Below are 21,140 nucleotides of genomic sequence, written 5' to 3'. Positions count from 1 at the left end.
CTTCGTTCACCTCCAGAATCCGCGCATGGCCTGGACAGCCAGCGGGCGGAGGGGCTCAGCTGCAGCGGGCGCCGTCTTGCAACCGAGCGCCACGGGCCCAGTCCATAGCCTTCATGGCGCGCTTGCCAGCAGCCTTGACCATCTGCAGTTCCAAAGGCAGGGTCTTGGTGCCTACCCAGAGGTGACGACGGTCCATGGCCAGCCGACCCGGCTCCAGATGCGAGGGAAGACCGGGCTCATCTCCTCGGGCTGGCGCCGCCCTGAGCACGGTCAGCCCTGTCTGCTTATCCTGCTGGTCATCGCCCTGCCGATACAGACACCAAGCTCCCGGTTCCGGACTGCAGGCCCGGACCTGACGGTCCAAGGCAAAAACGGGCACATCGAAACGCATGTGGGCATCCTGGTGGGTGATCTTGGCGGCCACCTGGTAAGCGCCCTGCATCTGCTCCTTGGGTCGAATCCGACCTTCCGCAAGGGCCTCCAGGCTGGCAGCCAACAGGCGGGATCCATCCTCAGCCAGGCGATCCAGCAGCTCGCCCGAGGTTTCGTGCGGCCCGATCTCGACCGTGGACTGGGCCAGGATAGGGCCTTCATCCATGCCGGCCGTCAGCCGGAAGACCGTGGCGCCGGTAATGGTATCCCCGGCCCAGATGGCTCGTTGCACTGGAGCCGCACCCCGCCACTGCGGCAGCAGGGAAAAGTGCAGGTTGTACCAGCCACCCTCAAAGGCGTCCAGGACCGGCTGACGCAGAATCCGCCCGTAGGCCACTACAGCTGCGCAGCTGGCTCCTGTATCCTGCAGCCGCGCTGGAAAATCCGGATCGGATGGGTTGTTCTCAAGAACGGGAATCCCCAGCTTCAGAGCCTCAGCCTTGACTGGACTGGGCTGCAGATGCCTTCCGCGCCCCTGGGGAGCGTCGGGTCTGGTGAGCACGGCAGCAACCCGGAAATGCTCCTGATCGGCCATCAGCAATCTCAGAGATGGCAGGGCGACTTGAGGCGTGCCCGCAAACAGCAATGTCATGACCATATCGGCAATCTCCTTTTCATCCGACGGCTGTGGACCTCTGCACTTTCACTGCACCTGAGGGATATTCACCCCTGCATTGATCAGGGCGGTGCGCAGTCCGTAGGGGTCGCTGAATCGCAGGCTGCGGATGCCGGCCTTGTTGGCGCCGACTACATTCATACCTTTGTCATCCACAAAGAGGGTCCTGCCAGCCCGGATTCCGAACCGATCCAGGGCATAACGGTAAATGGCCGGGTCTGGCTTGCGCATATGGACGGGTCCGGAGACCACCACTCCGTCCAACCTATGCAGGAAGGAGTCGCCGTCCCAGGCGTAATGGAAGAGCTCAGCACCCCAGTTGGTCAACCCCCAGACGCCCAAGCCTGCCGCCTTCAGGTCCTCCACCAGCATGCGGGCACCAGGCACCGGGCCGGTCAGCGAATCGACAAAGTGGTCACAGTAGTAGGCGAACATAGCGTCCCAAGGGGACCCGCAGTTGTCGGCTACCCAGTCACGGGCCTGGGCGCAGGTGGCTCCACCGTCCATCATGTTGTTGGCCCGGTAGAAGCCGGAACGGCTGTCATCCAGCATGGCCTCAATGCTCCTGCGTCCGTATCGGGCCACCATGGCCATCTCGGGCTTCCAGCCGATCAGGACGTTGCCGAAGTCGAAGATGACCTGCTCGATGGGCTGACCCTGAACCTGTGCCGCCGCTTGCTCGGCCTGGATCACATCTGCCTCAACCCGGATCTCCCCTGGCCATCCCTTCATGACTCTCCGCCTTTCCTGAATCCGTCCATATGCGTCTCTGCCTGCGCCCCCTCATGAAACCACGCTGCATAGACCCCGTGCATAGACAGCGGAGCGGCAATCAGGTCAGGTCCTTGGGATCCATCCGGAAACGCAGCTCTCCTCGCCCGCGACCGGCCACGTACCTGGCCTGAGCCTGCTTGAGATCGTCAGCCAGCTTGTCCCGCCGGCTGGTGGGCACCCGAACCAAGGCTCGGACTCTATCCTGGGTTCCCTCCAAATAGCCAGCCTTTAATGTGGAGGGCGCGGGTATGGGCACAGGCCCAAGCAGGGCAGGAACAGGCTCGGTACCAGCATCTGTCGCAGCTTCCTGACCCGGCGTAATTCCGACGGCGTCCAGCATCCAAGTGACAGCCTCCCTTTCGCCCCAGATTGCAGCCATGCCGACCGCAGGTGGCATGGCTGTCAGCCGACGGTCCTGCAGATCGGCGGCGGCCAGCACCGGCCCCTGCCAGGTCATCAGCGCCTGGGCCAGCTGGGGATCGCACTCCCCCAGCAAGAGCACCTGACCTCCTTGGGCCCGGGAGCGACAGAAGGAGGCCACACGCATCCAGGCTCCCAGGGTGTCCATGCGCGCATCGACACCAGGGGCATACAGACTGGTCCAGGCGTCCAGAATGGCCACGGCACGGTATCCTCGCGACAGCCGGGGCAGATCCGAATCGCTGGTGTCCTTATTGTCGTCATCCACGCTCGAAGCGACCACCCTGGGCTCGGCACCTGGGGTGGCGATGACAAGACTGGGACGATCCTGTACACGCTCGACCACACCTCGGGGCTGGCTGGGCGAAGAGATGACGATGGGCACATTTCTGAAGAGCATGCGCAGCTCCTGGGCCGTCCCAGCGGCGCCTACCCTGACCACCTGAAGCCGTGAACCCCCACAATCCGGGCAAGACCAGTCCGTAGCTGCAGCCCCGCACCAGGCGCATCGTGGCGCGCCAGGCCGCCTTGCCCGCAGGGGCCCGGTGCAGCGCGGGCAACGAGCCTGATGGTGGCAACGAGCGCAACTCAGACTTTCGAAGATGCCGTCCTGCGGGATGGACAGCAGAACCGGACCACGCTCCAAAGCTTTGTTTATAACAGCGACGGCGGTATGAGGAACCCGAGCTCCCATGGTCGGGTCGGCCAGATGGCTCAGCTCCTCCCGGTTCAGCCAGCGGATCCAGGGCAGCAGGGCCGTCACCGCAGACCGGCCTATCGTCAAGGCGGTGCCTGGACCAGTCACACCAGAATCCGCCTCGGTGGACTCGGGCAGACTCTCCCAGTGGGAACGCACGCTTCTGGCACGGGCCATGGCCAGGAAGACGCCGCCGTGGGCACGCGCCCGCAACCTCAGCACTCCGCGGGCGTTGGCATAGGGCATCATCCCGTCGGCATACTGATAGCTGGCATCATCCATCAGGGCGAAGAGGGCAGGACCTTCCACCGGGGCGTACATGGCAGCCCGCAGCCCGATGGCGCAGCGGACCTGACCAGAGGCCAGCGCAAGGTAGGCTCTGTAGCGCTCGGCAGGAGCCATGCCGCTGTCCAGAACGGCGAAATCACCAGACCAGCCGCGGGCCTCCTGTTGGCCAGGACCTGCAACGACAGAAGGGCCAAAAGGATGCAACCCCAACTGCTGGAGGACTGCCGACAGGTGCGCCACCTGACGGGCGCCCGGCAGCACCATAACCGCTGCCCGTCCGGCCAGCAGGGCTTCTATCAGCACCCTGGCAGCCAGCAGTGCGGCCTGGTCCATACCGGGCAGAATGTCAGTCAGATAGGCAGCGAAAGCATCCTCTTCCAGCGACTGATCCAGTTTCTCCAACCCCTGGTAACCCGGATCAAGCCCCTGCTTCAGCTTCTGCTGCCGCTGGGCCAGCCTAGCCACCCAGACGGGGTCAGACGCCAAACGAGGCTGACCGGGAACCAGTTGCTGCTCCTTGTCGATGCGGGCTACGCGAGGGGGCAGGGCCAGCCGCAGAATGTTGGCCTCAGTGCCCCCATAAGCTCTGGCGATAGCAGTGATGTCCGCGCGCAGGGAAGATGAAATCAGGCTATGATCCAGCACCACCCGTTCCAGGTAGCGCAAGGAGGCACGGGGAACCTGGCTGTCTGCCACGCGCTCCCAGATGATGCCGTTGACCCTGCGCGCCCCGAACCGGACGCGAACCAGACATCCCAGCTGTGCATGATCGTCCTGGTCGACATCCACCAAGTAATCGAAGGTCCCGCCCAGGTGAGTCGCCTGCACGTCCAGCACCACCCGTGCCACAGGGAGTTCATCGGCCGGTCGGCGCGGAGGTTTCTTCCGACTGCTGCTCGACCGACGGCGCGGAGCAAGACCGTCCAGGGCGGGCTGACTGACGTCCTGCGAATCCATGGCTCCTCCCCTCGTTTTCACCATTGAGAGAGCCACGGCGGATTCCCCAGTCAATGACCCGGGAAACCCGCCGTGGCTCTTGATGAACAGCTACTACCTGGTCATGCCGATGGCGGCCTTGAGCTCGCCAACCTTGTCCACCTGCTCCCAAGTGAAATCGGGATCCTCCCGACCGAAGTGCCCATAGGCCGCGGTCTTGGCGTAAATGGGCCTCAACAGATCCAGCTCATCGATGATAGCTGCAGGCCGCAGATCGAAGACCACGCGCACAGCCTCCTGGATCTGCTCCCGGCTGACCCCCTGCTCGGTGCCATAGGTCTCCACGTTGACGCTGACCGGTTCGGCCACGCCAATGGCATAAGCCACCTGGACCTCGACCTTGTGCGCCAGTCCGGCGGCCACGATGTTCTTGGCTACCCAGCGCGCAGCGTAGGCCGCGGACCGGTCGACCTTGCTGGGATCCTTGCCAGAGAAAGCACCGCCTCCATGATGTGCCGCACCTCCGTAGGTGTCCACAATGATCTTGCGACCGGTCAGTCCTGCGTCAGCCGCAGGACCGCCAAGGACAAAGGAACCGGTCGGATTGACCAGCACACGGTAGCCCTGGTGCTCCACAGCCTGACCGCAGACACGATCCAGCACGGGCGTGATGACATGCTCCGTCAACTGCTCCTGCAGCCAGTCATGCCCAACCTCTGGATCGTGCTGGGTGGAGATGAGGACCGTATCCACCCGGCGGGGCCGGTCATCTTGATCGTATTCGATGGTGACCTGGGTCTTCCCATCGGGCCGCAGGTGGGGGATGATCCCCTCCTTGCGCACCTGAGCCAGCCGGAAGGCCAGCTGGTGGGACAGATAAATGGGCAGGGGCATGAGTGAATCAGTCTCATCGCAGGCGTACCCGAACATGACCCCCTGGTCGCCGGCCCCCTGGGACTGGTAACGCTCCTCGCGGGTGGCGGCGCTCTCCTGGCTGGCCGACAGCCGTTCCACACCCTGGTTGATTTCCTTGCTCTGCTCGCTCAGGGCAACAGTCACGCCGCAGGAATCCGCGTCCAGTCCAATTTCAGACGATGTGTAGCCGATCCTCCGCAGCACCGACCGGACCTGGGACTGGATGTCCGTGTAGCCCTGGGACGACACCTCTCCGAAAACGAAGAAGAGTCCAGTGGCCGCCGAGGTCTCCACAGCCACATGCGAGTGCGGATCCTGGGCGATCAGATCGTCCAGGATGGCATCGGAAATCTGGTCGCAAACCTTGTCTGGATGCCCCTCGGTCACCGATTCAGCCGAAATCAGCCGTCGCTCTGTCATTTCATTCACCTTTGTCTAGAAACCGTCACCGCTCGGGGACCTTGCACCGGGAGTCGAAGACTCAGTTGCCTTCGCTCAGATCGTCCTCGCCCAGGGTCTCCTCAAGCAGGCCCTCGTTGATTTCACGGAAGGCTATGGACAGAGGCTTCTCCTGGTTCTGGTACTCGACCAGCGGGCCGACGTTCTGCAGCAGGCCCTCATTGAGTTGCGTGAAATAGGAATTGATCTGACGGGCCCGCTTGGCTGCGAATATAGAGAGCGCATACTTCGAATCGGCGTGCTTCATGAGGTCGTCGATGGGAGGATTCGCAAATCCCTGCGGATGGGGCTCGGTACCGAATGCCATAAGATGTTTCTCCAATTCAACTGGATGAACCATTCATTCAATCTGTATAATTTTACCGCCCGGGCTCGATTTTATCCTGGGATGCTTCTCTGCCGGGAAAAGCAGTGCAAACAAGCCGGAAATTCCAACATGTGGTCATGTTCAAACCGTTGATGCCCGTGATCACTTGAATAAAACTATGCAGATGCGATCAGCCAAGTTGATGAAGGAACGAGAGTTCGCAGGCGCCCGTGCTCTCTATCGTGCCGCTGGCGTCAAGGGCGAAGACTTCGGTAAGCCCATCGTGGCCATCGCCAATTCCTTCTCTGAATTCGTACCCGGCCACGTCCATCTGAATAAGGTGGGGCGCCTGGTCTCCAAGGCTGTCAAGGAAGCGGGCGGTATCCCCCGCGAGTTCAACACCATCGCCGTAGACGACGGCATCGCCATGGGCCATACGGGCATGCTCTATTCCCTGCCCAGCCGTGACCTGATAGCGGACGCTGTGGAGTACTCGGTCAACGCCCACTGCGCTGATGCCCTGATCTGCATGTCCAACTGTGACAAGATCACCCCCGGCATGCTCATGGCAGCCCTGCGTCTGAACATTCCCACGGTCTTCGTCTCCGGCGGCCCCATGGAGGCTGGGCGTACAGTCATGCCCGATGGAACAGTCCATGAAAGCACCGATCTGATCGACGTCATGTATGCTTCGGCGGACGACAACATCGACGATGCAAGTCTGCTGGCACTGGAGAAGACGGTCTGCCCCACCTGCGGATCCTGCGCCGGCATGTTCACCGCCAACTCCATGAACTGCCTGACTGAGGCCATGGGGCTGGCCCTGCCCGGCAACGGCACCACCCTGGCCTCGCACACAGCTCGGAAGATGCTCTTCGAGCGAGCCGGCAAGCTGGTCGTCAAGATTGCCGACCGGTACTACCGGGATGACGACGACGCGGTCCTGCCACGGTCCATCGCCACCAAGAAGGCCTTCGAAAACGCCATGACCATGGATGTGGCCATGGGCGGGTCAACCAACACCGTCCTGCATATCCTTGCTGCCGCGCAGTCGGCGGATGTGGGTTTCACCCTGGACGACATCGAGCGCATCTCCCACACGGTTCCCTGCATCTGCAAGGCTTCTCCCTCCGGAGACTGGGAGATATCCGACGTCCACCGGGCCGGTGGCATCTGCGGCATCCTGGGCGAGCTGGACCGCGGCGGGGTCCTTCACCAGGATACGCATTCCATCGATTACCCGGACCTTGAGTCCAAGCTCAACGACTGGGACATCATGCGCCCCACCTGCTTGGACCAGGCCAAGGAGCTCTACCACGCAGCGCCCGGGCGCATCACCTCCCCCGAGCCCTTCAACCAGTCCAAGGAGTGGGAGGACCTGGACACCGACCGTGTCAACGGCGCCATCCACGACCTGGATCATCCTGCTGTCTCCGAAGGCGGCCTGGCCATACTTCGCGGCAATCTGGCCCCCGATGGCTGCGTTGTCAAGACCGCAGGCGTGCCCAAGGAAATCTGGAACTTCCGCGGACCGGCCCTGGTGGTCGAATCGCAGGAGCAGGCCGTGGAGGTCATCCTCAACGGCACTCTGCACAAGGGTCAGGCCCTGGTCATCCGTTACGAGGGACCCAAGGGTGGCCCTGGCATGCAGGAGATGCTCTACCCTACTTCATTCGTCAAGGGCAAGGGCATCGGCAAGGACGTGGCCCTGCTGACCGACGGCCGCTATTCAGGCGGCTCATCGGGCCTGGCAATCGGCCATATCGCTCCTGAAGCAGCCAACAAGGGCCCCATCGCTCTGATACGCAACGGCGACATGATCCGCATCGACATCCCCAACCGGCGTGTAGACGTTGAACTGAGCGATCAGGAACTCGCCCGGCGACGCGCAGAACTGGAGGCCGGCGAGGGATACATGGCTCACAGGGACCGCAAGGTCTCTCTGGCGCTGAAGGCCTACGCCGCCTTCGCCCGCTCGGCAGACAAGGGCGCCACCCGCGACCCGGATCTGATCAACCGACTGTCGGGTCTGGACCGATAGAGGCTGAGCCCAGCAGCAAGACTGACCATAACGCCCGGTCATCGAATCACCAATCGATGGCCGGGCATTCATTATAAAGAGATGCATCACTCAGACGAGTACGGTCGTCTTGGTAGGCACAGTTTCCGAAACTTCGGATGAAGACGGTTCCGCCTCCACAGTTTCTTCTAGATTGTCGACTCGGAATTTAAGCACCATAGTCAGGAGGAAGGCCACGAGCATACCTGCCAGGCAGGCGCCCGAGTAGACAACGAACCCATGACCGAAGAATATGGGCAAGGCAGCCAGACTGGGAAAGGCGAAAGCCGTGGCCTGTACGCCGGAAAGTCCTGCGATGACGCCGCCTATGCCCCCGCCGACGCAGACGGCCAAGAGTGGCCTCTTTCTGGGCAGATTGACTCCAAACATAGACGGTTCCGTGATACCGAATAGGGCCGAAACCGTAGCTGACAGACAGGTGGATTTGAATGCCTTGTCATGGCTCTTGAACATCACGGCCAGCGCAGCTCCTGCCTGCGCGAAGACCGCCGGACCCATCATGGCTAGAACGGTATCATGACCGCTGACGGCAATGTTGTTCATGGCTATGAGAATCAGACTCCAGTGGAATCCGAAAATGACCATGGGCTGGACAGTGGCCCCCAGCAAAAGTCCAGCAATGACCGGTGAGAGTGCGTACACCCATTCATAGCCAGCTGCCAGTCCGTCACCAATGATCTTGCCTATGGGACCAAAGGCAAAGAGGGTGAGGAACCCTATGACCAAGATGCAGACCAGAGGCGTCAGGAATCCCCTAATCACTTCGGGCAACACCCTATCCAGCCATCGTTCCAAATAGACCAAGACGCCAACGGCCAGAATGATGGGTATCACGCTGGAGGCATACTTGACACCCAGGATCGGAATGCCGAGAAACCTGATGGTCTTGCCGACCTCCTGTACCGCAACCAGATTGGGATAGAGCAGCATGCCGGCGATAACCACAGCGATGAATGGATCAGCACCGAACTTCTTGGCTGACGTGTAGGCCAAGAGCATGGGCAGGAAGGTAAACAAACTGGAGGCCATGGCATCCAGCACAAGATAGGTCTGGTCGCTGGTGCTCAGCACATGGGTCGTCGTCAGAATGACGAGGACACCTTTCATGATGCCGACGGTCGACAGCAGATTGACTATTGGAAGAAAGATGCCCGATATTCCATCAATGACGATATCAAAAAGTTCTTTGGCGGACCGCCCTTTCATAATACGCCGCCGAAATCGTTGACCAGAGCCGGCTCAGTGCTCTCCATCACTTCTCCGTTGGCACTCATCTGGGGATTCTTTCCGAAGTACTCCACTTCGTCGGCATCCTCCAGATAGCATTGGAGCGCTCCTACCAGATTCGCATCATTCTGGAATTTGCAGGCTGCCACCTCGGCACGTGAGACGTGATAGGGACAGGTGGCATAGAGTCGGTCCAGATTGCTTCGGATGGCTTCTATTAGAGCCGGCTGGGCCGATATACCACCGCCAATGGCAAAACGTTGAGGATCGCAAATGTTCTGAATGTTGTATATCTGTACCGCCACATCGTGCGCATAGGAATCAAGGCATTCCAAGGCCGTCTGGTCTTGCTCGTCGACCGCCTTGAAGAAGGCGACACCGTCTACATCCGAAAGATCAAGGTTCTTGCGCTCGGCATAGGTCTTGCACAAACCGGTGGCACTGCATTGGTTTCCCCACACGCCATCCTGGGTCGGTGGATCCTGGGAAGAAGTCATAATATAGCTGACCTCCCCGGCGGAAAAATGGCGTCCGGGGTAGAGCTGGTGATTGACGATGAAGCCACCACCGATCATTGTGCCGAGAATAATGACGAAGCCATCCTGCACATCCTGCAGGCTGCCGACTCGGGATTCGGCCATGGCTGCGCATTTGGCATCGTTCTGAATGACGATGCGCACAGGACAATTGCGGAAGAGAGCGTGCCTTATATAGAAGTCGTCGTTGTATCTCAAGGCACCGCCCATGGCGCAGTAGCCTTTTTTGCTGTCGATAATTCCGGGCATGGATATGGCGATCCCCTGCACACCCGGCTCTTGTTCGAACAACTGGGTCAGAGCCCCAATCAGTTCGTCACGCCCACGCTGAGGCGTAGGCATGGAGTTACGAGAAACGATTGAGGTGTCTTCCAGCATGTAGGCATATTTTATGGTGGTGCCACCAATGTCTACGGTAAGAATTTTCATGATGCATCCTTGCATAACGAACTTCGCATATCAGACAAGTACTTCGTATCATCCTCGCCCCGGTTATCCAACCATTCAGGAGGAGAATACTCAGACGGGGGCATGAATACCGCTAATGCCATGCCCCAGAAGAAAATGACCGCTCCACTCGGTCATCGCTAGCAGTCGGCCATGGTCCTTCCGGCACCAACCAAGCCTTGGAAGTCAGCGTTGAAGACTTCTACTGCAGCTGAGATCGCTTGGTTCTTCACGAGGCCATCGATTATGGACGAGCTAAGCGTAGCCGCTCCGATGCCGTACTGGGCCAGCTCCAGAACCTGCTGCGAATTCTTGAAGCTGGCGGCTAGGACCTCACAGTCAAGATCATTAGCACGGAAAATGTCATGAATGGTCTTGGCGGCCTGAACGCCGTTGTAGCCCATGTTGTCAATCCTGTTGATGTATGGGGCTGCATAGGAGGCTCCGGCCTTGGCGGCCAGAAAACCTTGCAGAGGCGTGTAAATAGCCGTCGCAGTCACCTTCACACCTTCGGCTACAAGGGTCTTCATAGCTTTGAATCCCTGGGGTACGCTGGGAACCTTGGGGAAGGTGTTGGGCCCGAGCTCTTCGACGATCCTGTGCGCATCAGCCACCATGCCGGCACTGTCGGTAGCGACCACCTGTGCATGCAGTTCCAAATCCGAACCAATGATGGAGCGTATCTCTTTCAGAACCTCGAAGGGAAGTCTGCCCGCTTTGGCCAGAATGCTGGGATTGGTGGTGACCCCGTCAATAGGGTAGATGTCAATCAGCCTTCTGATGGCTTGCGTATCGGCATCATCGATGATCAGTTTCATACTAGTGTCCTTCACTTATCTAGATGGACTTTGTTTATGTAGGGCCTGCCGGGAATGACTTCCCGGCAGGCTAAATGGTGTTCAGAACGTCTGCTCAGTCCGCTCGATGATGTCGTCCTGTGTAGCCTTGGATAGCACCGTAAAGAAGGCGCTGTATCCGGCTACCCTGACAATCAAGTCCCTGTGCTTGTCAGGGTGAGCCTGAGCATCCAGCAGGGTGTCGCGGGAGACCACGTTGTACTGCACGTGGTAACCGTGCAACTGGTCGAAGAAGGCGCGGGTGACCTGGGAGAGCTTTACCCGGTTCTCCGGCTTGGCCAGCACCTGCGGCGTCATCTTCTGGTTGAGCAGGACCCCGCCAGTAATGTCCTCAGTCGGCAGCTTGGACACTGATTTAAAGACAGCCGTAGGACCATGCTTGTCTGCCAAGTGAGAGGGACTGCAGCCTTCGGCCAATGGCTCGCCGTTCTTGCGGCCATCGGGGGTGGCCAGAGTCCCTGCACCCTGGGGAACGTTGGCTGAGATGGAGCTTGTGCCGGCGCTGTAGGTGCCGCCGATGGGACCACGGCCGTACCGTGTGTTGTGGTACTTCTTCATTTCGTCGATATACACGTCGTAGGCCTTGCGGATCAGGCTGTCGACGTAGTCGTCGTCGTTGCCGTACTTGGGAGCCCTCTGCATGAGTCGGCGAATACGCTCATTCTCCTCGCCTTCCCAGTTCTCCTGCATGGCCTGCCAAAGCCTGGCAGGTGTGACCTTGTGCTCCTCGAAGACCATCTTCTTCACGGCAGCCAAGGAATCGGCCAGGTTGGCTATACCCACCTGCAGGTCGGAGATGAAGTCATAGTGCGCTCCGCCCTCCTTCATATTCAGTCCACGCTCGATGCAATCATCGGTCAACGCGGAGCAGAGAATATCAGCGGTGTCATGTTCGAGAACCATGTCGCAGGTGGCGTCAATGATGACACACTGCCTGCACATCTCGCGAATGACCTTGTCCCAGCAGGCTTCGACCTGATCGAAACTGGTGAAGTTTTTAAAGTGACCGACCCCTTCGACTAGCTTGGTGCCGCTAGCCGGGTCCACGCCGTCATTCATGGCGATCAGCAGAGCCTTGGGGAAGTTGAGGAAGCTCATACCCGTGCATCGGTATCCCCACTTACCAGGAACAGCGGTCTCTACGCATCCTATGGCCGAATACTCGTAAGCATCCTCGCGGCTAACACCCTTGTCGATGAAGCTAGGGATGATGATCTCATCATCGTTGAAGGCCGGCATGCCGAAACCGCAACGAACCACCTCAATGCACTCTGACATGAAGTCATCGGGCAGGTTCTCGTGATAACGAACCGTGAGGTTGGGCTGTGTCAGATGGCTCTGAGCAACGGACTTGAGAATGAGCCAGCTCATGGGATTGGTGGCATCCTGGGGCTGACCGTTCACCAGCTTCTGGCCGCCCACTGTTACATTCTGATACAGGGGTGAACCAGCAGAGAATTGCGTGTGGCTCCATGGACGGATCTTGTTGATGGTGTAGGTCTTCAGCCAAAGGTTGGTCATCAGTTCGACAGCCTGGGGCTCATCAATGAGCCCGGCCTTCAGATCCTTCTCATAGAAGGGATCCAGGTATTGATCCATGCGCCCATAGGAGAGCGAGTGACCGTTGGATTCGATCTGCAGGGCCAGATGCACCAGCCAGACCGACTGAACGGCTTCACGCAGATTCCTGGCGGGCTCATAGGGCACGTGCTCCAAGGCTTCCGCCATTCCACGCAGCTCCTCGGCACGCTTGTCATTGCCCTCGTCAGCTGCCTGCCTGGCCTGCTTCAGCGCCAGCTCAGCGTAGCGGTGAGCAAAAGTCTTCATGGCGTCAATCACGATGATGATGGCCCTGTAGAAGTAGCTCTTGTGAATGTTCCGGTAATCGGTCAGATCGAGCTCATCCAGCTTTTCCTGAGCCCGACGGCTGAAGTCCTTGAGGCCATGGCTGAGAACGACAGCGTAGTTGACGGCGCAGTGTGCATCGCCAGAGGTGATGTTGCCCTCAGACTTGATGATTCCCAAATCATAAAAGAGCTTGGAGTGAGGAGGGAAGGCTGCCAGTCCACGATCCTGAAGCGTGTTATGCTCCCAGAAGGGTGCAATGGAACGCAGCCTCTCCTTGTTTTCTTCGGTGATGGTGAAGACGTCGCCGTCACGCTTGTCGAATTGGTCCAGCTCATCAATGACCCAGCCCATAGCATATTCGGGATAGATGGGTGCAGCTCGGTTGGCCGAGGCCTGATTGCCAGCAATGAGAGTTTCCGGCTCGATGTAAATAGACATCGATTCCAAAACCCGCTTGAGCATGATGGCTCTCTTTATGGCCAGCGGCTGATCCTGACATTTTTTATATACCTCAGTGGTGATCATCGCACGCTCGACGTCGACCTTCGGGGTCACCGAGAGGAGCTGATCACGGAAGGACTCCATCCGGGGTGTCAGCTTGCCGAAATGTTCTTCGTTCATTTTTCTTCCTTCCAGAACACCGCGATTCGGGTCTTTCTGTAAACCGCTAGATCCACACCACAGTGTGCTCCAAATCACATTTCACTAGAAAACTATCATACGTTAGTAATAAATGCAATTTTGAAACGTATATTTCTTTTATTCGTAAGAGACAAATAGATCATATGATACACAGGTATGGTTTGCACATTGATAATGGACACTGATGAATCTCATTCGGTCTTCGCTGCGCGACTCACAGCGAAGACCGTCAATCAGCCACTCGCGCAGGAAAGAAAGAAAAAGGTGAGCGGTGCAGTAGATGCCCAAGAAGGGCACTCAATACATGGTTTATACCGTCTCAGTAGATTCTCGTGTCAGACTGTCTCCAGATCGATGCCATGATCCAACAGCTGTTTCGATGCTTCTGCGGTAATGTTGTTATCGGTGATAACCATGGTGCTTTTTTGAGGAAGATTCAGCGAGACCGTGCTGCCATGGCCAAACTTCTCGCTCTCCGTAAGAATCACAATGCGCATGGCGTGCATGGCCATGTCACGGACAGCCTGAGCCCGCATCTGATCACGGTTGGCGAACCCGGTATCAGGGTCAAACCCATCAGCCCCGATGAACATCACATCCACCTGTATGCCAGTAAGACACAAGGGAACCATGGGACCCACCAGAACTTGGGCGCTGTGCTGATAGATACCGCCAATCAGAATAATCTGGCAGTTGCCGGCATCACCGGTATAGTGAGCCACGAAGGCACTGTTAGTGATGATGGTCAGGTCCTTTTTGGTACGCGCCAGCTCAACCGCCAGCAGAGCGCAGCAGCTGCCATTCTCCACGATGACCGTGCCGCCGTCAGGCACACAGGCGACAGCCCTACGCGCAATCCTCAGCTTCTACTCATAGTGACGAGCCAAGCGACCTTCGACATTGTCTGTGCTTTTGATGGCAGCATACCCATGCTCTCTGGTGATGAGACCACGACTCTCCAGCTCGTTCAAATATTTACGTACGGTCACCTGAGAGACGCCCATACCCTTGGCGATCTCGCTGACCTCCATTCGCTCTCTGTCGATGAGCATCTCAAGGATGCCGTTGGCACGATTGTCCACCTGAACCCGTCCTTAGTCGAGAGGTCACCCGCCCCGTCATGAACATTCTAGAATGCCGAGAGCCGTCGTGAAAGTCAAGCGAGCTTCAGAAGAAGGCGTGCACACCTTCCTGCTCATAGACCTGTCGGTAGTCTTCCAGATCTTCCTGATGAGTGTTGGGTACATTACTGTACTTGTAATCGTCGCGCTGCAGAAGATCATATTTGGACTCACCGAAATTATGGAAAGGCAGAAGCTGAACCCTATCCGCGCCCAGCTTCAGCAGGCGCAACGCCATCTGCCGGGCATCATTCATCTTATCGTTATAGTCAGGAATCACCGGGGTTCGAACCAGGACATCCTTGCCGCTATGCAGGGCGTAACTGGTGTTGCGCTCAATCAGACTCAGACCAACCCCAGTCCCCTCCTTATGAACCTGTTCGTCCCAATGTTTCATATCGATGAAGACGTGATCCAGGTGATCCAGGGCGCTTCTGAAGACTGATTCCGGTACATGTCCTGTGGTTTCGATGTTGGTGTCAATGCCCCGATCCTGCAAGGCCGACAGCAGGGCCACACAGAAGTGCCCCCACACCAAGGGTTCGCCGCCTGAAAGCGTTACCCCTCCACCGCTCTGACGATAGAAAGGCAGATCTTTCATACACTGATCGACAACTTCATCCAGATCGCGCGTCCTCCCAACCAGACTCAGTCCCTTGCACTCGCGTGTGGCCTCCAGAGCAGCGGAATCGTCATATCGCAGTGCATGCACGTCCACAGCTCTGCTCCGGTCGGTCTTGACGAATCCCGGGGACGCAGGCAGAGCATTGCAAGCAAAACACCCCGAACACGATTTGGGATCCCACTCGAATTGAGGCGTGCGGATCTGGCTCTCCGGGTTGGAGCACCAGCCGCACCTCATAGGACAACCCTTGAGGAAGACCACCGTACGGATGCCGGGCCCGTCATTCAAACTGAACTGCTGGATGTTAAATACAGTGGCGGATACCATGGTCGCCTCCATTGCGCAAGACCCGAACAACTATTCTTTCTTCTGAAGCAATCATACATTACATATGAAAGCAATACAAGTCATATTGATTCGCGGAAGAGACCTAATATTTAAAATTCGTATTCCTTGGCGATTACCTCCCAGAGCGCCTGGGCTGCTTTATCCACGCTGTCGTTGACTATGACCTGGTCGAACTGATCCTCGGAGGCCAGCTCCACCTTGGCGGTCTCCAGCCTGCGGGCACGCTGCTCTTCATTTTCGGTTCCCCTCATGTTCAGCCTGGTGACCAGGTCATGAAATGAGGGCGGCGCCAAGAAGACGTAGAACACTTCCAGGCCCAGCTCCCCCGCCCGTTGGCGGACACGGTGCGCCCCCTGCAGGTCGATCTCCAGAATCGTGGGCACCCCTGCTGCCAGATGGTCCAGGACCGGCTGCAACGGGGTGCCATAGTGGGACATGCCATGGACCAGGGCGGTTTCCAGAAAGTCCCCGGCGGCCTCCCTGCGGGCAAATTCCTGCTCATCCATGAACCAGTAAGTGACGCCGTCCTTCTCGCCCGGACGCGGCGCCCGGGTGGTGGCCGAGACGGAGACCCAGACCTCTGGGTGGGCATGACGCAGGGCCGCCTCCACAGTGCCCTTGCCTACGGCCGTGGGCCCTGTGAGCACGATCAGCCGGCCGCCAGTCTTCCCCGCCCCTCCGGTCTGCGCTTCCGAAGAGTCCTGTATCGACATGTCGGCACCGTTGATTGCTGACACGGCCACTTCCTTTCCTAAAGATCATCCTCCGGCATATCTGGACCGGAACATGGGTTAATCATATAGCCAGTACCTACCTGGCCTTCTCCAGCTCCAGCAGTCGGGCCGCGTGCTCCTGAATGCTCATGACCTCGTAGTCGTCTTTTTTGACCACGTCAATTGCCATCAGGGCGGCTGAGAATTCGGTGATGGTGGTGAACTGCGGCAGATCGGCAGCTATGGCGGCCACCCGGATCAGATAGCCGTCAGAACGGGAACCCCTGGAGCTGGGCGTGTTGAGAATCATGTCGATGGCCCCATCCTCAATAAGCTGAACAGGATTCCGGCCCATGTGCCTGACCCCATCCGAATCCGTGAAAGCCCGACGCTGCTCTTCGCCATCGCTAATCTTGTCGACAACGGCCACGTCGAAGCCGTACCGACGCAGGACGGAGGCTGTGCCACGAGTGGCACAGATGCTGAAGCCCTGCTCCAGCAGACGGGCCGCCAGCATGGGCAGCTGGCGCTTGTCCTCGTCATTGACCGACAGGAAGGCGACCCCACCGGTGGGCAATCCTCCTTGGTAGGCGGCCAGCTGGCTCTTGGCAAAAGCGTGGGGGAAGTCCCGATCGAAGCCCATGACCTCTCCGGTGGAACGCATCTCCGGGCCCAGCAGAATGTCCACAGTCCGGCCCACCGGAGTGCGGAAGCGCTTAAAGGGCAGGACGGACTCCTTGACCGCCACGGGCTGTCCGACACGGACCATGCCGCCGTCACCGACAGGCAGCAGCAGACCACTGGCCCGTTGTTGATCGATGGATTCCCCCACCATGATCCGCGCTGCAGCCTTGGCCAGTGCCGTACCCGTGGCCTTGGAGGCAAAGGGAACAGTCCGGGAGGCGCGGGGATTGGCCTCGATCACGTAGAGGGTGTTGGACATGAAGGCATATTGAACGTTGATCAGCCCCTGGACCCTGCAACCCTGGGCTATGGCCAGGGTGGCCTGGCGCAACCGATGGATCTGGTCGTCAGAGAGCGTGGAGGGCGGCAGGGTGCAGGCGGCATCGCCGGAGTGGACCCCGGCCTCCTCCACATGCTCCATGATCCCGCCGACGTAAAGCTCCTGCCCGTCATAGAGGGCATCCACGTCGATCTCTATGGCATCCTGAAGGAACTTGTCAATCAGCAGAGGCGAGGGCAGCCGTCCAGAGACCACCGTATCGGCCTTGGCCTCCTCCAGGGCCCGGTCCACGTAGGTGCCCAGCTGGTCATCGTCATAGACGATCTCCATGCCTCGGCCGCCCAGCACGTAGGAGGGCCTGACCAGAACCGGGTAGCCGATGGCATAGGCTGCCTCCTTGGCCTCATCGAGGGAAAGAGCGGTGCCGTACCGCGGTGCGTTCAAATGCTCCTTGGCGAGCACCTGGCCGAAAAGTTCACGGTTCTCGGCCAGGTCGATGGACTCGGGACTGGTTCCCAGGATGGGCACCCCGGCCGCCTTGAGCCTGGCCGCCAGGGACAGGGGCGTCTGACCGCCCAGCTGAACAATGACACCCTTGACCGGCCCCATGGCCTTCTCGGCCCGGTAGATCTCCAGAACGTCCTCGAAGGTCAGCGGTTCGAAATAGAGCCTGTCCGACATGTCGTAATCGGTGGAGACCGTCTCAGGGTTGCAGTTGACCATGATGGTGTCATAGTCCTTGCCCAGCTCCTGGACGGCATGCACGCAGGTGTAGTCGAACTCGACACCCTGGCCGATCCGGTTGGGTCCCGAGCCCAGGATGATGACCGCCTCGCGTTGACGGGGGCGCAGCTCGGACTCATCGGCGTAGCAGGAGTAGTAGTAGGGGGTGGCCGCATCGAACTCGGCTGCGCAAGTATCCACAGTCTTATAAACCGGGTGAAGACCGAAGGCCCAGCGCAGTTCTCTGACGACCGCCTCACCCTGGTCGCCCATGCCGCGCAGATGGGCGATTTGTAGGTCGCTTAGTCCTGATTGCTTGGCTCGGCGCAGCAGGTCCTCGTCCAGGACCTCGAACTGGCGCACCTGAAGGGCCAGCTCGTTGATCATGCTGATCTGCTCCAGGAACCAGGGGTCGATCCTGGTAGCCTGGTGGACCTGCTCCACGGTGGCTCCGGCCCAGAAAGCCCGTTGGATCTGCAGGTAGCGGTGCTCGGTGGGAGTGTGCATGGCCTTCAGCAGCTGGTCGGCCTCAGCCTGGTCGGGCCGGGGGCCATCCCAGGAGAAGGTCATGTGCCGCTTGTCGACGGAGCGCATAGCCTTGCCCAGGGATTCGCGGAAGTTGCCGGCCAGGGCCATGGCCTCGCCCACGGACTTCATCGAGGTGGTCAGGGTCGTGTCCGCCCCGGGGAACTTCTCGAAGGTGAAGCGCGGAATCTTGGTGACCACGTAGTCGATGGTCGGTTCGAAGGATGCGGGGGTTGAGCGGGTGATGTCGTTCTCGATTTCATCCAAGGTGTATCCCAGGGCCAGCTTGACCGCAATCTTGGCGATGGGAAAGCCTGTGGCCTTGGAAGCCAGAGCCGAGGACCGCGAAACACGCGGATTCATTTCGATGACGATGATCCGGCCGTTCTCGGGGTTGACGGCGAACTGGATATTGCAACCGCCCGTGTCCACCCCCACGCCGCGGATGATGGCGATGCCGATGTCGCGCATGCGCTGATACTCCCGGTCGGTCAGGGTGAAGACCGGAGCCACGGTGATGGAGTCGCCGGTGTGCACGCCGACCGGGTCCACATTCTCGATAGGGCAGACCACAACCACATTGTCCAAGCGGTCGCGCATGAGCTCCAGCTCATACTCCTTCCAACCCTCGATGCCCTCCTCCAGAAGAATCTCGTCGGTGGGCGAATAGTGGATGCCAGCACCGGCGATCCGCCGCAGCTCCTCGCGATCATGGGCGATGCCCGAGCCCAGGCCACCCATGGTGAAGGAAGGACGAACCACTAGGGGGTAGCCCAGTTCGGCAGCTACTGCCTCGGCCTCATCCAGGCTGTGAGCGATGCGGGACTTGGCCGACTCAGCGCCAGCCTGGTCCACTACCTGCTTGAAGAGCTCGCGGTCCTCTCCCCTGTCGATGGCCTCCAGCGAAGCGCCGATGAGCTCCACCCCGTAGCGCTCCAGCACGCCAGCCTTGCCCAGCTCCACGGCAGCGTTCAGAGCGGTCTGGCCGCCCAAGGTGGGCAATAGAGCATCCGGCCGCTCTTTGGCAATGATCCGCTCCAGGAAAGGCAGAGCGATGGGCTCGATGTAGGTGGCATCGGCCATCTCCGGGTCCGTCATGATGGTGGCGGGATTGGAGTTGACCAGGATGACGCGAATCCCCTCCTCGCGCAGCACCCGGCAGGCCTGGGTCCCCGAATAGTCGAATTCAGCTGCCTGTCCGATGACAATAGGCCCCGAGCCGATGACCATGACCGAATGGATGTCCTGTCGCTTAGGCATGCGCCTTCCCCTCCTTGGCGTCCTGCATCAAAGTGACGAACCTGTCAAACAGATAGGAGGCATCGTGCGGACCAGCCGCCGCCTCCGGATGGTATTGAACGGAGAAGGCCGGAATATCCAGACACTCCAGACCCTCGACCACTTCGTCGTTGAGATCGACATGAGAGACCCGGACACGACCATATCGGCCCTCACCATAGGGCGAGGGCACAGGGTCCCCCTTGGGAGCCTTGACTGCGAATCCGTGATTGTGGGCGGTGATCTCAACCTTGCCAGTGCTCAAATCCATTACCGGCTGATTGATGCCGCGATGGCCGAATTTGAGTTTGTAGGTTTCGAAGCCCAGGGCACGGCCCAGAAGCTGGTTGCCCAGGCAGATACCAAAGAAGGGCAGCTTTGCATCAAGCACCTGGCGCAGGAGGGCCACCTCCTGGTCGGCCGTAGAGGGGTCGCCGGGACCGTTGGAGAAAAAAACACCATCTGGATTGAGCGAGCGAATAGACTCCAAAGTGGTGCCCACGGGCAGCAGGTGGACCCGGCATCCGCGCTCGGCCAGCCGATGAGGAGTCATGGCCTTGATGCCCAAATCGACAGCAGCCACCGTGCAAAGCGGCTCTCTATCCAGGTATTTGCCACAGGGCTCCACCGTGTAAGCATGGTTGGTGCTAACCTCGCCGGTCAGGTGGGAGCCACCCATGGTCGGCGCCTGTCTGACTTGATCCAAGAGACTCTGAATGCTGGCATCGTCCAGGGCCGATCCAGAAAAAACACCGGCCCGCATGACGCCCGCTGAACGCAGGTGCCGCACGAGCCGGCGAGTGTCTATGCCGCTGATCCCGACGATGCCTTGATCTATCATCTCCCCTTGGAGACCGCCTGTAGCCCGCCAATTGCTAAAAGCAGGACTGGGTTCCCGGACCACATATCCGGCCACCCATATGCGTGACGACTCGCCGTCCTCCCCGTTGACACCGGTATTGCCGATGTGCGGAAATGTCTGGACCACAATCTGTCTATCATAGCTGGGATCGGTCAGGGTCTCCTGGTATCCGGTCATCCCTGTGGCGAATACGACCTCACCGATAGTGCTGCCCAGTGCCCCGAAGGCCTTTCCCTCATACACCTGGCCGTCCTCCAGCAGAAGGATGGCGGAATCGGAAAAACGACGATTGGAGATGGTGGCGTTGGTGTCCTTCAGGTTCACCGAACCCCCTTGTTTGCTGTGAATATTCGCACCCATATTAATGACCCCCATGGATCATGCCGAACGGATTGTTCAGAGAATGGTTGAGCAAAGCTTGCCGCAAGCCCAGCTGATCTCCCGGCTTGAATATGGCAAAAGGCCGACCCGATGCCCTTACAGCCAGCTGACATCGGTCG

General features: G+C 59.3%; 16 protein-coding genes. 1 reads left to right on the top strand and 15 read right to left on the bottom strand.

The features are described 5' to 3' along the window. Positions 1 to 55 precede the first annotated feature (55 nt). From fmt to rpoZ, 5 genes are all read right to left on the bottom strand, one after another. Entirely contained in the window at positions 56 to 1,030 is a 975-nt protein-coding gene (fmt, locus tag J3T95_RS00780) for a methionyl-tRNA formyltransferase (RefSeq protein ID WP_267450063.1), read from the bottom strand. Positions 1,031 to 1,075: 45 nt separating this feature from the next. Further along, on the bottom strand, positions 1,076 to 1,780 hold the full coding sequence (locus tag J3T95_RS00775) for an HAD family hydrolase (RefSeq protein WP_267450062.1): 705 nt from the start codon (positions 1,778 to 1,780) through the stop codon (positions 1,076 to 1,078). Positions 1,781 to 1,880: 100 nt separating this feature from the next. Continuing rightward, the gene (locus tag J3T95_RS00770; protein ID WP_267450061.1) at positions 1,881 to 4,184 is read right to left on the bottom strand and encodes a primosomal protein N'; all 2,304 of its coding nucleotides are present in this window, start codon (positions 4,182 to 4,184) and stop codon (positions 1,881 to 1,883) included. A 93-nt stretch (positions 4,185 to 4,277) separates the two neighbouring features. Next, positions 4,278 to 5,498: a methionine adenosyltransferase gene (gene metK / locus J3T95_RS00765; RefSeq protein ID WP_267450060.1), complete on the bottom strand. Its 1,221-nt coding sequence runs from the start codon at positions 5,496 to 5,498 to the stop codon at positions 4,278 to 4,280. 61 nt (positions 5,499 to 5,559) lie between these two features. Further along, entirely contained in the window at positions 5,560 to 5,844 is a 285-nt protein-coding gene (rpoZ, locus tag J3T95_RS00760; RefSeq protein WP_015022131.1) for a DNA-directed RNA polymerase subunit omega, read from the bottom strand. 178 nt (positions 5,845 to 6,022) lie between these two features. Here rpoZ and ilvD point away from each other — a divergent pair, with 178 nt between their 5' ends. After that, positions 6,023 to 7,885 (top strand): dihydroxy-acid dehydratase, encoded by a 1,863-nt coding sequence (gene ilvD, locus J3T95_RS00755; protein WP_267450059.1) that lies wholly within the window; start codon positions 6,023 to 6,025, stop codon positions 7,883 to 7,885. Positions 7,886 to 7,975: 90 nt separating this feature from the next. Here the strand turns inward: ilvD and J3T95_RS00750 are convergent, their stop codons facing one another. The 10 genes from J3T95_RS00750 to carA all read right to left on the bottom strand — a co-directional run bounded on the left by J3T95_RS00750 (position 7,976) and on the right by carA (position 20,964). Continuing rightward, positions 7,976 to 9,130, bottom strand: coding sequence for a PTS transporter subunit EIIC (locus J3T95_RS00750; RefSeq protein ID WP_267450058.1), 1,155 nt, complete (start codon positions 9,128 to 9,130; stop codon positions 7,976 to 7,978). After that, positions 9,127 to 10,116: an ROK family protein gene (locus tag J3T95_RS00745; RefSeq protein ID WP_220236076.1), complete on the bottom strand. Its 990-nt coding sequence runs from the start codon at positions 10,114 to 10,116 to the stop codon at positions 9,127 to 9,129. The genes J3T95_RS00750 and J3T95_RS00745 overlap by 4 nt, the downstream gene beginning before the upstream one ends. A 158-nt stretch (positions 10,117 to 10,274) precedes the next feature. Then, the gene (locus tag J3T95_RS00740; protein WP_267399662.1) at positions 10,275 to 10,952 is read right to left on the bottom strand and encodes a transaldolase family protein; all 678 of its coding nucleotides are present in this window, start codon (positions 10,950 to 10,952) and stop codon (positions 10,275 to 10,277) included. An 81-nt stretch (positions 10,953 to 11,033) separates the two neighbouring features. After that, positions 11,034 to 13,460, bottom strand: coding sequence for a glycyl radical protein (locus tag J3T95_RS00735; protein WP_267399661.1), 2,427 nt, complete (start codon positions 13,458 to 13,460; stop codon positions 11,034 to 11,036). A gap of 356 nt (positions 13,461 to 13,816) precedes the next feature. Further along, positions 13,817 to 14,338: a DeoR/GlpR family DNA-binding transcription regulator gene (locus J3T95_RS00730; RefSeq protein WP_267450553.1), complete on the bottom strand. Its 522-nt coding sequence runs from the start codon at positions 14,336 to 14,338 to the stop codon at positions 13,817 to 13,819. Between the two features lie 9 nt (positions 14,339 to 14,347). Continuing rightward, positions 14,348 to 14,563: a DeoR family transcriptional regulator gene (locus tag J3T95_RS00725; RefSeq protein WP_267450057.1), complete on the bottom strand. Its 216-nt coding sequence runs from the start codon at positions 14,561 to 14,563 to the stop codon at positions 14,348 to 14,350. Between the two features lie 85 nt (positions 14,564 to 14,648). Next, positions 14,649 to 15,554 (bottom strand): glycyl-radical enzyme activating protein, encoded by a 906-nt coding sequence (locus tag J3T95_RS00720; RefSeq protein ID WP_220236080.1) that lies wholly within the window; start codon positions 15,552 to 15,554, stop codon positions 14,649 to 14,651. Positions 15,555 to 15,664: 110 nt separating this feature from the next. Continuing rightward, positions 15,665 to 16,288, bottom strand: a complete 624-nt coding sequence (gmk, locus tag J3T95_RS00715; RefSeq protein WP_220237437.1) for a guanylate kinase — start codon at positions 16,286 to 16,288, stop codon at positions 15,665 to 15,667. 97 nt (positions 16,289 to 16,385) lie between these two features. After that, the gene (gene carB, locus J3T95_RS00710) at positions 16,386 to 19,760 is read right to left on the bottom strand and encodes a carbamoyl-phosphate synthase large subunit (RefSeq protein WP_267450056.1); all 3,375 of its coding nucleotides are present in this window, start codon (positions 19,758 to 19,760) and stop codon (positions 16,386 to 16,388) included. Beyond that, positions 19,753 to 20,964, bottom strand: coding sequence for a glutamine-hydrolyzing carbamoyl-phosphate synthase small subunit (gene carA, locus J3T95_RS00705; RefSeq protein ID WP_267450055.1), 1,212 nt, complete (start codon positions 20,962 to 20,964; stop codon positions 19,753 to 19,755). Before carA ends, carB begins: the two co-directional genes overlap by 8 nt. Positions 20,965 to 21,140: the final 176 nt, after the last annotated feature.

The sequence above is a fragment of the Bifidobacterium sp. B4079 genome, from assembly GCF_026537385.1.
GTDB lineage: Bacteria > Actinomycetota > Actinomycetes > Actinomycetales > Bifidobacteriaceae > Bombiscardovia > Bombiscardovia asteroides_I.
This window is presented reverse-complemented; position numbering and strand designations above follow the sequence as displayed.